The organism is Lentzea guizhouensis, assembly GCF_001701025.1.
GTDB classification, from domain to species: Bacteria; Actinomycetota; Actinomycetes; order Mycobacteriales; family Pseudonocardiaceae; genus Lentzea; species Lentzea guizhouensis.
Window position 1 is genome coordinate 459,574 of record NZ_CP016793.1, and the last position, 12,972, is coordinate 472,545.

Consider the following 12,972-nt stretch of genomic DNA (forward strand, 5'->3'; position numbering starts at 1 on the left):
CGGAGGGAAGGCGATGGTTTCGGGTCCGCAGTTCCGGCTGCTCGGCCCGATGGAGGTGCGCCTGGGCGACTCGGCGGTGGTGCTGAGGGCGGGCAAGCACCGGGCGTTGCTGGCGGCGTTGCTGCTGCGGCCCAACCGCGTGGTGCCCGTGACGGAACTCGTCGAGCACGTGTGGGGTGACGCGCCGCCTGCGCGCACTCGTGGCACGTTGCAGACGTATGTGATGCGGTTGCGTGCGGCGCTGGGTGACCCGTCGCTGATCCAGACCGCCGCTGACGGTTACCGGATGCGTGTCGACCCGTTGGCCGTGGACGTACATAGGTTCGCTGACGCGGCCGTGCGCGGGAGGACGGCGGCGGCGTCGGAAGACCTGGTCACGGCGCGGAAAGCGTTTGCTGAGGCGTTGGAGCTGTGGCGCGGGCCGGTGCTGTCGGACGTGCCGTCGGAGACGTTGTACTCCGAGCACGCGCCGCGGCTGACCGAGCTGCTGATGACCGTGCACGAGCAGCGGATCGACGTGGAGCTCGCGCTGGGCAACCACGCGGACCTGGTGCCGGAGCTCTTCGGGCTGACGCGGGACCACCCGTTGCGGGAGCGGTTCTGGGCGCAGCTGATGCTCGCGCTGTACCGCAGCAGCAGGCAGGCGGAGGCGCTGGAGGCGTTCCGGCAGCTGGACCGGACGCTGGACGAGCAGCTCGGGATCGACCCGTCGGCCGAGCTGCGGTCGTTGCACCAGGCGATCCTGGTCGGAGCTCCCGAGCTCGCGGCGCCGGTGACCGAGCGGGAACCGGAACGCGCGCCGACCTCACCTTTGCAACTGCCAACCGACATATCGGATTTCACCGGGCGGGCGTGGCACGTCGAGCGGATCACGGCGCTGGTCACGGGGTCGCAGGGCAACGCGGTGCCGATCGTGACGCTGGCGGGGCCGCCGGGGGTGGGCAAGACGACGCTGGCCGTGCACGTGGCGCACGTGCTGCGCGACCGGTTCCCGGACGGGCAGCTGTACGTCGACCTGCGCGGGTACGCGTTGGGGCCGCCGGCGGACGGGGTGGACGTGCTGTCGCGGTTCCTGCGGGCGCTGGGGGTGCCGCCGGACGAGATCCCGCCCGACGCGGACGAGCAGAGCACGATGCTGCGGTCGTTGCTGTCGGGGCGGCGGATGCTGCTGGTGCTCGACAACGCCTCCGCGCCGGACCAGGTGCGGGCGCTGCTGCCGGGGACGGCGACGTGCCCGGTGATCGTGACCTCGCGGGACGACCTGCGCGGGTTGATCGCGATGAACGGCGCGCGGACCGTGCCGGTGGACGTGTTCACGCCGGCGGAGTCGGTGGCGTTGCTGGCGAAGCTGCTGGGGCCGGGGTCGCACGAGGAGCTGGCCGCGCGGTGCGGGCACCTGCCGCTGGCGCTGCGGGTGGCGGCGGCGTACCTGGCCGGGCGGGACGACGTGACGATCTCGGGCTCGCCGATCGAGCTCGCCTACGCCGCGCTGCCGCCGGCGCCGCAGCGGTTGTTCCGGCTGCTGTCGCTGGTACCGGGCCCGGACTTCACCGCGGAGGCCGCCTCGGCGCTCGCCGACGTGGACGCCGATGGCCTGCTGACGGTGCTGGCGATCGCGAAGCTGGTGGTCTCGCCGGCTCCGGGGCGCTACCGGTTCCACGACGAGCTGATGCACTACGCGGCGTCGTTGCGCGCCGAGCTGGACACGCCCGCCGAGCAGCAGGTGGCGTGGACGGCGTTGCTGAACCACTACACGCGCGGCGTCGAACGCTGCGCCGAGCTGCTCTACCCCGGCATCCTGCGCCTGCCGTCGACGGCGTCCGGCCCGGCGCCGCGGATCGCGACCTCGGCCGACGCGCTGGCCTGGCTCGACGCCGAACGCCCGAACCTGACCGCCGCCATCCGGCACGCCGCCCAGCACGGCCCGGCACCGATGGCCTGGCAGCTGGCCGACGCCCTGCGCGGCTACCTGTGGATCGGCCAGCACGTCGGCGAGTGGCTCGCGACCGCCCACCACGGCCTGCAGGCCGCCCAGGCTTCGGGGCACCGTCCGGCCGAGGCGGCGATGCACGCCAACCTCGGCACCCTCTACCTGCGCCTGAGCGAGTACGCACTGGCCGTGGAGCACCACAACCGCGCCGCCGAGCTCTACCGCGCGCTGGGTGACAAGGACGCCGAGGCGGGCGTGCTGAACAACCTCAGCCTCGTCTACCGCCGCTCCGGCCAGCTCGGTGCCGCCAAGGAGGCCCTGGTGCGCTGCCTGGAGATGCTGCGCTCGGAGGACAGCCTCAGCAACGGCCTGTACAACCTCGGCCAGCTCGCCGTGGAGCTCGGCGAGATCGACGGCGCCGTCGAGCACTTCACCCAGGCACTGGCGCTCGCCCCCAACGCCGACAGCCACACCTACCTCGGCATGGCGCTGCGCCTGCAGGGTCGTTTCGACGAGGCCCGTTCTCACCTCACGCGTGCGCTGGAGATCGGCAACGTCCCCGCGGGCGAGGCCGAGACCCTGGAGAACCTCGCCGCCCTGGAGCTCGCGCAGGGCAACGCCGACGCCGCCCTCTCCCTGGCCTCGCGCGCGTTGGCGTTGGTCGCCGACGGTGGTGACCAGCAGGTGGCGGCCTCGGTCCGGGTCACGCTCGGCGAGGTCCAGCGGGCGCTGGCGGAGCTCGACGGGGCGGTCGAGCTCCTCGACCAGGCACTCACCACGGCCCGGCGGATCGGGTACGCGTCCGGGGAGGTGCGGGCGTTGATCGGGCTCGCGGGGGTGTGGCGGGAGCTCGGACGTGAGGCGGATGCTCGCGCCGCTGCCGAGGAAGCCGTCCGCCGGAGCACCGAGCTCGGTTTGCACGCCCTGGAGTCGCGAGCTCGCACGCTCAGCTGAGCTTGCCGATATCCGATATGCGATACATCGCTGCAGCTCGCTCGCGATATATCGCATATCGCTGTCAGTCAGCTCGTTGCTGACAACGTTGTCAACAGCGAGTCAGCTGAGTGGCGATGTATCGCATACTGGGTATCGGTTCAGCCGATGAGCTGCTGCAGGCGGTGCGCGAGCTGGTCCCACCGCCAGTGGTCGCTCACCCATTCCCGTCCGGCGCGGCCCATCTCGGTGGCCATTCCGGGGTCCGCGAGCAGCGCGGCGACCTTCTTGGCGACGTCCTCGACGTTCCGGCCGTCGACGACGTTGCCGGTGATGCCGTCGCGAACCGTCTCGGGCGCACCACCGGACCGTCCCGCGATCACCGGCAGACCGGTCGCCGACGCCTCCAGGTACACGATCCCGAGCCCCTCGACGTCGAGGCCCCGGCCGCGGGTGCGGCAGGGCATCGCGAAGACGTCGCCGGCGTTGTAGTGCGCGGGCAGTTCCTCCCACGGCACCGAGCCGGTCAGCACGACGTCGCCGGCCCGGCCCGACTCGGCGGCCAGGGCGTCGAGCGTCGTGCGGTACGGGCCTCCGCCGACGATCAGCAGGGCCGCGTCCGGCACCGTGCGCTGGATCAGCGGGAGTGCGCGGATGAGGACGTCCTGACCTTTGCGCGGCACGAGACGGGAGACGCACACGATCACCGGGCGGTCGCCGAGGCCGTAGCGGCGGCGGATCTCGGCGCGGGCGGCCGGATCGGGGCGGTACAGGTCGGTGTCCACACCGGACGGCAGGTGTTCGAGGGCCGCCATCGGGCCGAACGCCGCCGAGAAGCGCGAGCGGGTGTAGCGGCTGACGTAGGTCACGACGTCCACACCGGAACCGATGGCGCGCAACGCCTGGCTCGCCACGGGCAGCATCGACCAGCCGACCTCGTGGCCGTGGGTGCACGCCACCGAGCGGCTCAGGCCGAGCCGGGGTGCGAGCAGCGCGAGGGGAGCCGCGGCACCGAACCACGCGGCGTCGCACTGCTCGGCGCGGGCGATGTCGCGGGCGCGGTTCAGGACGTCGGGGGTCGGCAGCATCAGGGACGTGGGGTGCCGCACGACGGGGAACGGCTGCTGGGCGTCGAACTCGGCAGCACCCTTCCACTTCGGCGCGTAGACCACGAGGGAGTCGGCGGGCAGCCGGGTCGCCAGCGCGTGCAGGTAGGCCTGGATGCCACCGGGGCGGGGCGGGAAGTCGTTGGTCACCAGCAGGGTTCGACGCACGGGCCAACGCTATCCGATGGCGGTGCGCAGGAACTCGCGCCAGCCGGCCACGTCCACGGCCCCGGCGTCCACACCGGACCGCGAGGCGTTCTTCAGGAAGAACTCGACCACGCCCCGCTCCCCCAGCCTCGACTGCAGGAACACCATGATCGAGTACGCCTGCTGGTACGCCAGGTCGCGGCCGGGGCCGCTGAAGTCCGTGGGCAGTCCGGACACCTCCGCCGTCAGCAACGGCGCCGCCTCCCGCAACCCCAGCCCGGTCCCCCGGAACGCCACCCAGTCCGCGAACCCCTCCACCAGCCACAGCGGAGCCGAGTCCGAGGTCTGGTCACGCGTCGCGACGTGGGTGATCTCGTGCCGCAGCAGCACACCCAGCTCCAGGTCCGACAACGGAGCCGCGCGCACCCGGTTCAGCACCACCCGTTGTGCCGCGCCGTCGCGGATCGCGATCCCGGCCATGTCCTTGAACGCCGGCCCGACCAGCGACACCAGTTCGGCGTCCGATGCGGGGATGACGACGTCCACCCGCCTCGACCAGCTCACCCCGCCACGACCGATATCCAATGTATTGGATACTGCGGCGACCGCCTCGTCCAACGACTCCTGCACCCGCGCCGCCAGCTCCTCGTCACAGGAACTGCTGGTCACCGTCCCCGTCACGGCCGACCGCGAGCTCGCTTTGCAATGAGGTGTTGCGGTCGACGGCAACTCACCGGCGCGCGGATGCAAAGCCACGTTGAGGCCGAGCAGGAACGTGGCGGCGACCAGCACCGCCAACACCGCCCTGTAGCGCCTCACGCGCGCAACGCTAGCCTTCGATGCGACGAATGGCCGAAATGGGCCCGATGGCGTCGATCGGCGCGATCTTCACCGGCTGCCCCTCGGTCGAGGCGTGCACAGCGCGCGCGTTGTCGACCGCCAGGGCGACGTGCGAGCGACTCGCGTAGTACACGATCAGGTCACCGGCACGGACCTCGGCGCGCGACACCGGACGACCGACAGCGGCCTGCCCACCGGACGTGCGCGGCACGGCCACGTTGGCAGCGGCGTAGGCCTTCATCGTGAGCCCTGCGCAGTCCCACTCGTCGAACCCGGTCGCGCCGTACCGGTAGGAGTCGCCGCGCTGGTCCAACGCGAACTGCAGCGCGACCCCCGCGGCACCCCCCGGCACGCTGACCCGCGACCGGTCACCCGGATCCCGCAACTGCGCCGCCACCGGCGCGGGCAGCCGCGCCAACGCCGTGCGCACCTCCACGACCTGCCCGTCCAGCGCCCGCTTGCGCGCGTCCAGGTCGCTCTTCAGCCGCTCCGCCGCCTCGGTGGCCGCGGCGGCCCGCGAGCGCGCGTTCTCCGCCACCTGGTGCGCCTGCCGCGCCTTCTCCACCGCACCGGACAGCCGCGCGAGCGAGTCGGCCTTGTCCGCGGCCAGGATCCGCATCATCTCCAGCCGCAGCAGGAAGTCCTGCTGCGAGTCCGCCACGAGCAGCGCCGACAGCTGGTTGAACCGCGCGCCCTCGAACGACGCCTCGGTCAGCAGGTCGACCTGGCCGCGGAAACCGTCCTCGTCGGCCTTCGCCTGGCGTTCGATCTGCTGGGCCGCCGCGACGTCCCGCGTGGCCCGCTCGAGCTCGGCCCTGCGCAGCGTCAGGTCCTCCTGCGCGCGCAGGACCTCTTCGTTCAGCTTGGTCGCCTGCTCGGTCAGCTCGGCGTACCGGCGCGCGGGATCGGCCGGCTGCGCCGCCAAAGACACCGCCGGCAGGACGGAGAGGAGCAGCACGACAACCAGAACACCGCGGGTGAGCTTGCGCGACAGCACGTCGCCGATCCCCTTCGCGTCACTCTTCCAAGATCGACGCGAGTCAGGCTACCGCGTGACTAAACGCGACCGAGGCGGGCCAGCAACACGGCGGACGGCACGGGATGCGCACCCCGCCGGCGCACCGAATCGGCGACCGCGCGATCCGACGTCACCACCACCACCGGACGCCCCTCGGGCTCCGCAGTGACCAACGCGCGGATGACGTCATCGGCGAGAACACCGGGATCACTGAAGAGCACGCGCACGCCACGAGGGGCCGCCGCGGGCACAGCGACCACTCCAGCGCCGTCGAAGACCAACGTCACCTCGGCACCCGTGCGCGCGGCGAGCACCGCGAGCTGGTGCACGAGCCGGTCGCGTTGGTCCGACAACGACAGCTCCGGGTAACCGGTCTTCGTGACGTTGTAGCCGTCCACGACGAGGTGCACCGCCGGCAACGCCAGCAGCCGGTCCAGCGCCGCCGGGTCCTCCACCCGTCCGACCGTCCCCTGCGACGCCGACGCACCGCGCACGAGGTCAGCGGGACGCGGCCCGGTGCCACCTCCCAGTGCCAGCTCACGCCGCAACCCCGTCACGGCACCGTCGAGCGTGTCCACGAGCAACGCGAGCCGCACCTCGTCCGCCTGCCGGGCCTCGCGCGCCGACTGCCGCGCCACCTCGGCGTCCGCGATCGCCCGCTGCGCCTTGCCGCGCTCGGTCTCGGCGCGCTCCCGTTCCCGGTCGCGCTCCGCCGTCAGCCGCTTGACCTCCTCGGCCGTGCGCTCCTGCACGCGTTCGACCTCGGCGGCCGCCGCCTCGGCCGCGTCCTTGGCCTCGCGCAGCTTCACACCCTGCTCGCGCAACCGCTTGCGCAGCCGTTCCAGCTCGACCTCGGCATCCGCGCGCACGCGTTCGGCGGCTCCGTCGAGCTGGCTGCGTTCGGCGCGCAACCGTTCGAGCTCGCCCTCCAGCCGTTCCGCGCGCACCACCGCGGCGTCGCGCTCGGCCCGCAGCGTCGCGTCACCGACCCGCCGCGACACCAGCTCCACGTAGTGCGGTGCGACCTCGTCACCGGTCAGCACCGCCGCCGCGGCCGCGGTCACCGGATCCGGCGAGGTCACCTCCAGCGTGGACGGCCGGTTCTTGCGCAGCCACTCCACGACGGCGGTGCGGAAGTTCGCCGAACCGCGCAGCCCGGCCACGACCTGCGCGCCGCCGAGCCGGGCTCGTTTGGTCGGTGCGAACCTGGCCACCGGCCGCAGGTGCTGCGGCACGTCGACCTTCGCCATCTCCCCCAGCGCGTCGGCGCCGAGCTCCGCGAGCCGCGCCCGCAGCGGCTCCGGCAGCGCACCCCAGTCCACAGTGGACTCGCCCACCTCGTCGGCGGGCGGGTCGTACTCGGGCTCGGGCATCGGGTCTGGCACCGTTACAGGCTAGAGCCCCCGCGCTTGAGCAGCGCACGGACATCTCCGGCCTCCGGCACACCGAGCTCGGAGAAGATCGCCAGGGCCTCCTCCCACGCACCTTGCCGGCCGTGCCCGAGCACCTGCAGTGAACGGGCTTCACCAAGTCGGCAACCGTTGCGTCGATGCAGGTCAACGGCTTCCTGAGCGAACTTCAGCGCGCGTTCGAGATCACCCTGGAGATGCAACGTGGCGAGCGCCGTGAGTGCCGTGCCCTCGATCAGGCCGTATCCGTACTCACGCGCCACCGCCAACGCTTGGTGCAGATGTTCCGCGCGTCCCGTTGCACGTCCGAGACCAGCGAGCGCTTGTGCTTCTCCGTGCCGATAGCCGATGCGTTGGGCAACGGACACCGCACGCCGGTACTCCTCCTCTGCCGCCGGATCTCCGAGCCGCAGCAGCACGGCCCCGATGCTGTGCCGTGCGTCCACCTCACCACCGGGGTCGTTCACCTCGAGAGCGATCCGCATCGCCTCACGCCCGGCTTCCAGCGCGAGGTCGAACCGTCCCGCCTCGCGGTGCACCGCGGAGATGTCGTCGAGCAGGTAGGACTCCAGACCGCGCTGCCCCAGTGAGCGGATCTCCTCCAGCCCCTGCTCGAACGCCACCAGCGCCTCGTCCAGCCGCCCCAGATCGCGCAACGAGCAGCCGAGCTCGGCGAGCGGACGGCCGTTCTTGACGCCGATCTGCTGGTAGAGCGCGAACGAGCGGCGGTGGTGCGTCTCGGCCTCCCGGAGCCGGCCGCGCATCCAGCACGTGGACCCGAGCTGGGACAACGCGTGCGCCTCCCGCCGCAGCCGGCCGTTCTCGTGGCTGAGCCGCGCGACCTCCAGGTAGCTCTCGGCGGCGCGGTCCATGTCGCCGACCTCACGGCTGACGTGCCCGAGCACGGTCAGGAACCGCAGCTTGCCCGTGAGCCAGTCCTCACGGCCGGCGAGCTCGATCGCCCGCTGCACGGACACCAATGCCTCACTGGAACGTCCCGAGTACATCAACGCGATGGCGTTGCTCGCGAGTACCGCCGCCTCGCCGCGTATCTCTCCCTCTTGCCGTGCGGACGCAAGGGCAGCCTCGCGCACCACGGTCCAGCTCGCGTGATCACGCCGTGCGGAGAAGAAGCTGTGCATCGCGTCGGACATCCGCCAGGCCGAGGGCCCGGTGGCCGCGATCGCCACCAGGTTCGCCTTCTCCGCGTCGAGCCACGCCAACGCTTCTGCGGTCGTGTCGAACGTGCGGCCGTCCGTTGACTCGAACAGCACGTCGTCGAGCGGATAGCAGGTACGGGACGCGTTGGCTGCGGAGCTGCTGTGCCACAAGGCCAGCCGTGCGCGCAGTGCGTCCGTCTCCTCCTCTGTCAGGAGGTCATGCGCGTACAGCCGCACCAGGTCGTGCAGGTGGTAACGATCACCTTGACGTTCCACGAGGTTCGCGGTGACGAGCTGGTCGAGGCCAGTGCCGAGCAAGTCCGCCACTTCCTCGGTGAAGTCGTGCCCGGCAAAGGCGCCCAACCGGCGGAACAGCTCTCGTGCTGTCGCGGGAAGCGAACGGAACGAGAGGTCGAGTGCCGCGCGCACGGCCAGACGTTCGTCGTCGTCCACGCTCAGTGCCGCGAGCCTGCCTTCTTCTTCGCGCAGTTCCTCGACGAGGTCCGCGACCGATCCGGTCACGTTCGCCGCGGCGATCCTGAGGGCGAGCGGCAGATGACCGCACAACCGGGCCAGTTCGGGCAGCTCGGGTGCGTCGCCGAGCATGCCGCGCAGCAACGCGACCGCCTCCTGCGGCGTCATGACGTCCAGCAGCAGCGGCCACGCGTCGAGCCCGGCGAGCCGGTTGCGGCTGGTGATCACGACCCGGCAGCCCTCACCGTCGGGCAGCAGCGGCGCGACCTGGTCGGCGGTCGCCGCGTTGTCCAGCACGACGAGCATCCGCCGGTCCCGCAACAACATGCGGTACAGGTCGGTCTGCTGCTCCAGCCGCTGCGGGATGCGCGGGCCGGCGATGCCCAACGCGCGCAGGAAGCGCGCCAGCACGTCGCCCGGCGGCAACGGAGGCGTGTCCGGGTCGAAGCCGCGCAGGTTCGCGTAGAGCTGACCGTCGGGGAACTGGTCCGCGACCGTGTGCGCGTGGTGCAGCGCCAACGCCGTTTTGCCGACGCCGGCCGTGCCGTCGATCGCGGTGATGAGGACCGTACGGCCGATGGCGCCCAGTTCGGCCATCGCGGACGCACGGCCCGTGAAGTTCGGCAGGTCCGCGGGAAGCTGGTGCGGCACGACGCGCTGGACGGGCTCCGGTGTCACGCCTTGCAGCTCGCGCGGGCGTTGCCGGTGCGGATAGCGGTCGATCAGGTCGTTCAGCTCGGCCGAGACGTCCTCGCCGAGGCGCAACCGGCGTTCCAGGTGGTCTTCGACGACTTCGAGGCGTTCTTCTTCGAGCGCCGCGCGGACGTCGCTCCACGGCGGGGCGGCGGGCAGGTCGGCGAGCGGTTCGGCCTGCCACAACGCCAGGGCAGCTTCGAACAAACGAGCTGCGGCCGCGTCGTCGTCCAGAGCGCGCGCGTTCGCGACGAGGTGGCGGAAGTGGTGCAGGTCGACGTCGTGGGGGCCCGCTTCCAGCACGTAGCCGTCGGCGCGGGTGGAGACCACGATGCCGTCCAACGCCTGCCGCAACCGGAAGACCTGCTGGTGCAACGCGTTGACGTGCATCGGCTTCTCGTCGGCACCCCACATCGACTCGATCAGGCGCTCCGACCGCACCACGTGGCCGGGCTGCAACGCCAGTGCGGCGAGCAGCGAACGTTGCCTGACGCTGAGGGGAAGCCCGGAAGGTCCCAGGAGCGTGATCCGCACACCCCCGAGGCTATCTTCAAAAATTGTCAGACCCCGTCGCTAACGTCACCCGGGTGACCGGTCAACTGTCCTTCGACGAGCTCGGGACGCCGCTGCGCGACACGACGTTCGTCGTCTTCGACCTGGAGACGACGGGTGGGAGCGCCGAGCAGGACGCCGTCACCGAGATCGGCGCGGTGAAGGTGCGCGCCGGCGAGGTGATCGGCGAGTTCGCCACGCTGGTTGACCCCGAGCGCGGCATCCCGCCGCAGGTGGCGCAGCTGACGGGGATCACGCAGCTGATGGTGACCGGCGCGCCGAGGCTGCAGACGGTGCTGCCCGCGTTCCTGGAGTTCGCGGCCGGTGCGGTGCTGGTGGCGCACAACTCCGGTTTCGACGTCGGGTTCATGAAGGCGGCGTGCGAGCGGTACGGCTACCGGTGGCCGAAACCGCCGGTGGTGTGCACGGTGCGGCTGGCGCGGCGCGTGCTGAGTCGTGACGAGGCGCCGTCGTGCCGGTTGTCGGCGCTGGCAGAGCTGTTCCACACGGAGACACGGCCGACGCACCGGGCATTGGCCGATGCGCGTACCACGGTCGAGGTGCTGCACTCGTTGCTGGAGCGCGTGGGCAACGTGGGCGTGCACTCGGTGGAGGAGCTGCTGGCGTACCTGCCGGAGGTGACTCCGGAGCAACGCCGCAAGCGGTCGCTCGCCGCGCATCTGCCGTCGGCGCCCGGTGTGTACCTCTTCCGCGGGCCCAAGGAAGAGGTGCTGTACGTCGGCACGGCGTCGGACCTGCGGCGGCGGGTGCGGCAGTACTTCACGGCGAGCGAGGGCAGACGCCGGCTGCGCGAGATGGTGGCGCTCGCGGTGCGGGTCGATGCCGTGGAGTGCGCTCATTCCCTGGAGGCCGAGGTGCGCGAGCTGCGGCTGCTGCGCGCGCACCGCCCGGCGTACAACCGGAAGTCGAAGAACCCGCACCACGCGTGGTGGCTGGTGCTGACCGACGAGCCGTTCCCCCGGCTGTCGCTGGTCCGCACGCCGCGCGACGGCGCGCTGGGCCCGTTCCGCACCCGCCGGGCGGCCGAGTCGGTGGCGGACGCGCTGCTCGACGCCGTGCCGCTGCGCTCGTGCACCATCAAGATCCCGGCGTCGAACCAGCGCGCGTCGCCGTGCGCCCTGGCCGAGCTCGGCCGCTGCCGCGCCCCCTGCGCCGGCCGGCAGACGGTGGAGGAGTACTCCCCGCCGTCGTGGCGGTGCGCGACCTGGTCGTGGGCCGCAGCGCCGACCCGTTACGGGGTCTCGTGGCGCAGCTGGGCTCGCTGGCCACGGCGAGCGCTTCGAGGAGGCCGCCAGCCGCGCGACCGCCTCGGGGCCTCGTCCGTTCGCTGGACCGCGCCCAGCGCCTCGCCGCACTGGCCGCCCTGCCCAGCTCGTGGCGGCCCGCCCGGACCGCGAGGGCGGCTGGGAGTTCTCGGTCGTCCGCTACGGCCGGCTGGCCTCGGCCGGTGTCGCCCGCCGCGGCACCCGCCCGATGCCGGTGGTCGACGCCCTGGTCGCCTCGGCGGAGACGGTCGTGCCCTCACCCGGCCCGCTGCGGGGAGCACCGCCCGAGGAGACCGGCGTGGTGCTGCGCTGGCTCAACCAGCCGGGTACCCGCCTGGTCTACGCCGACGAGCCCTGGGCCTCGCCCGCCGGTTCGGCGGCGGCGTGGGTGCCGTGGGCGGAACAGGCGGCGGGCGCCAGGCCGCCGGTCGACCGCTGGCACTGATACTGCCTCGCTGGGCGGCCGGTGCCGGGTTTGTGGAGGGCAGGACGAGCCAGACCGCGTTGTGACAGCGAGCGGACCGCGAATGCTGCGGTGCGCTCGCCGTCCCGGCCCCGACCCGACCGCCGAAAGGAGCGCTCTTGGACCGACTCACAACCGAACAGGGCCTCCCAGGCGCACAATCGTGATGATGAGCGATCACGGGTACGCCCTGCACCACGTCCAGCTCGCGATCCCGCCGGGCGCCGAGGACGAGTGCCGTGCGTTCTACGTCGGCGTGCTCGGCATGGAGGAGATCGCGAAGCCGCCTGCTCTCGCCGCGCGCGGTGGGTTGTGGGTGCGGTCGGGCTCGCTGGAGATCCACCTCGGGGTCGAGATCGACTTCAGGCCGGCGCGGAAGGGGCATCCGGGGATCCTCGTGGGCGGGCTGGAGGCGTTGGCGGAGCGGCTCGTCGCGGCGGGGGCCGAAGTGGTGTGGGACGAGAACTTCCCGGCTTTCCGGAGGTTCCACACGTTCGACAACGTGGGCAACCGGCTGGAGTTCATGACGCCCGTGTGACAGGACGTCGTCACGCCCAGGGCTGGGCGGTAGGGCAGACTACGGGGGCTTCATCACCCGTGCTGACACCCGAGGAGGACGCCGTGGTCACCGCCATCGTGCTGATCCAGGCCGCCGCCGAACGCATTCCCGAGGCCGCGCAGGAGATCGCCGACATCGACGGCGTCACGGAGGTGTACTCCTGTGCCGGTGACGTGGACCTGATCGCGCTGGTCAAGGTCAGCAAGCACGAGGACCTCGCCGCGCTGGTGCCCGGCAGGATCAGCAAGGTCGAGGGCGTGCTGAACACCGACACGCACATCGCGTTCCGCAGCTACTCGAAGAAGGACGACGAGGCCGCGTTCGCGATCGGTCTGGACGACGCGCAGTAAGACCCACCAGAGCAAACGAAAGGCCCCCGTGCTGCTGCACGGGGGCCTTTCG

At 71.9% G+C, this 12,972-nt stretch carries 8 protein-coding genes and 1 pseudogene; 4 read left to right on the forward strand and 5 right to left on the reverse strand.

The window, feature by feature from the left end; genetic code table 11:
- Positions 1-13: 13 nt before the first annotated feature.
- Positions 14-2,884, forward strand: coding sequence for an AfsR/SARP family transcriptional regulator (locus BBK82_RS02205; protein WP_170067859.1), 2,871 nt, complete (start codon positions 14-16; stop codon positions 2,882-2,884).
- 140 nt (positions 2,885-3,024) lie between these two features.
- Here the strand turns inward: BBK82_RS02205 and BBK82_RS02210 are convergent, their stop codons facing one another.
- From BBK82_RS02210 to BBK82_RS02230, 5 genes are read right to left on the reverse strand one after another with little or no spacing between them, the layout of a single operon-like run.
- On the reverse strand, positions 3,025-4,137 hold the full coding sequence (locus BBK82_RS02210) for a glycosyltransferase family 4 protein (protein WP_071812517.1): 1,113 nt from the start codon (positions 4,135-4,137) through the stop codon (positions 3,025-3,027).
- Between the two features lie 9 nt (positions 4,138-4,146).
- Complete coding sequence (locus tag BBK82_RS02215) at positions 4,147-4,935, reverse strand: hypothetical protein (RefSeq protein WP_154696999.1); 789 nt, start codon at positions 4,933-4,935, stop codon at positions 4,147-4,149.
- Between the two features lie 10 nt (positions 4,936-4,945).
- Complete coding sequence (locus BBK82_RS02220; protein WP_065913480.1) at positions 4,946-5,953, reverse strand: C40 family peptidase; 1,008 nt, start codon at positions 5,951-5,953, stop codon at positions 4,946-4,948.
- A gap of 59 nt (positions 5,954-6,012) precedes the next feature.
- A complete protein-coding gene (locus BBK82_RS02225) occupies positions 6,013-7,347 on the reverse strand; it encodes an NYN domain-containing protein (RefSeq protein WP_065920769.1) in 1,335 nt (444 codons plus the stop codon).
- 14 nt (positions 7,348-7,361) lie between these two features.
- Positions 7,362-10,244 carry an AfsR/SARP family transcriptional regulator gene (locus tag BBK82_RS02230; RefSeq protein WP_065913481.1) on the reverse strand — a complete coding sequence of 961 codons (2,883 nt, stop codon included), beginning with the start codon at positions 10,242-10,244 and terminating at the stop codon, positions 7,362-7,364.
- A gap of 53 nt (positions 10,245-10,297) precedes the next feature.
- Here BBK82_RS02230 and BBK82_RS02235 point away from each other — a divergent pair.
- The 3 genes and pseudogenes from BBK82_RS02235 to BBK82_RS02245 all read left to right on the forward strand — a co-directional run bounded on the left by BBK82_RS02235 (position 10,298) and on the right by BBK82_RS02245 (position 12,920).
- Positions 10,298-11,993: pseudogene (locus BBK82_RS02235) on the forward strand (DEDD exonuclease domain-containing protein).
- A 187-nt stretch (positions 11,994-12,180) separates the two neighbouring features.
- Positions 12,181-12,549 carry a VOC family protein gene (locus BBK82_RS02240; RefSeq protein ID WP_065920770.1) on the forward strand — a complete coding sequence of 123 codons (369 nt, stop codon included), beginning with the start codon at positions 12,181-12,183 and terminating at the stop codon, positions 12,547-12,549.
- 83 nt (positions 12,550-12,632) lie between these two features.
- The gene (locus tag BBK82_RS02245) at positions 12,633-12,920 is read left to right on the forward strand and encodes an Lrp/AsnC family transcriptional regulator (RefSeq protein ID WP_065920771.1); all 288 of its coding nucleotides are present in this window, start codon (positions 12,633-12,635) and stop codon (positions 12,918-12,920) included.
- Positions 12,921-12,972 lie beyond the last annotated feature (52 nt).

Coding starts and splice junctions, on each gene's coding strand:
- BBK82_RS02205 (WP_170067859.1), top strand. CDS start 14: ATGGTTTCGGGTCCGCAGTTCCGGCTGCTCGGCCCGATGGAGGTGCGC.
- BBK82_RS02225 (WP_065920769.1), bottom strand. CDS start 7,347: ATGCCCGAGCCCGAGTACGACCCGCCCGCCGACGAGGTGGGCGAGTCC.
- BBK82_RS02240 (WP_065920770.1), top strand. CDS start 12,181: ATGAGCGATCACGGGTACGCCCTGCACCACGTCCAGCTCGCGATCCCG.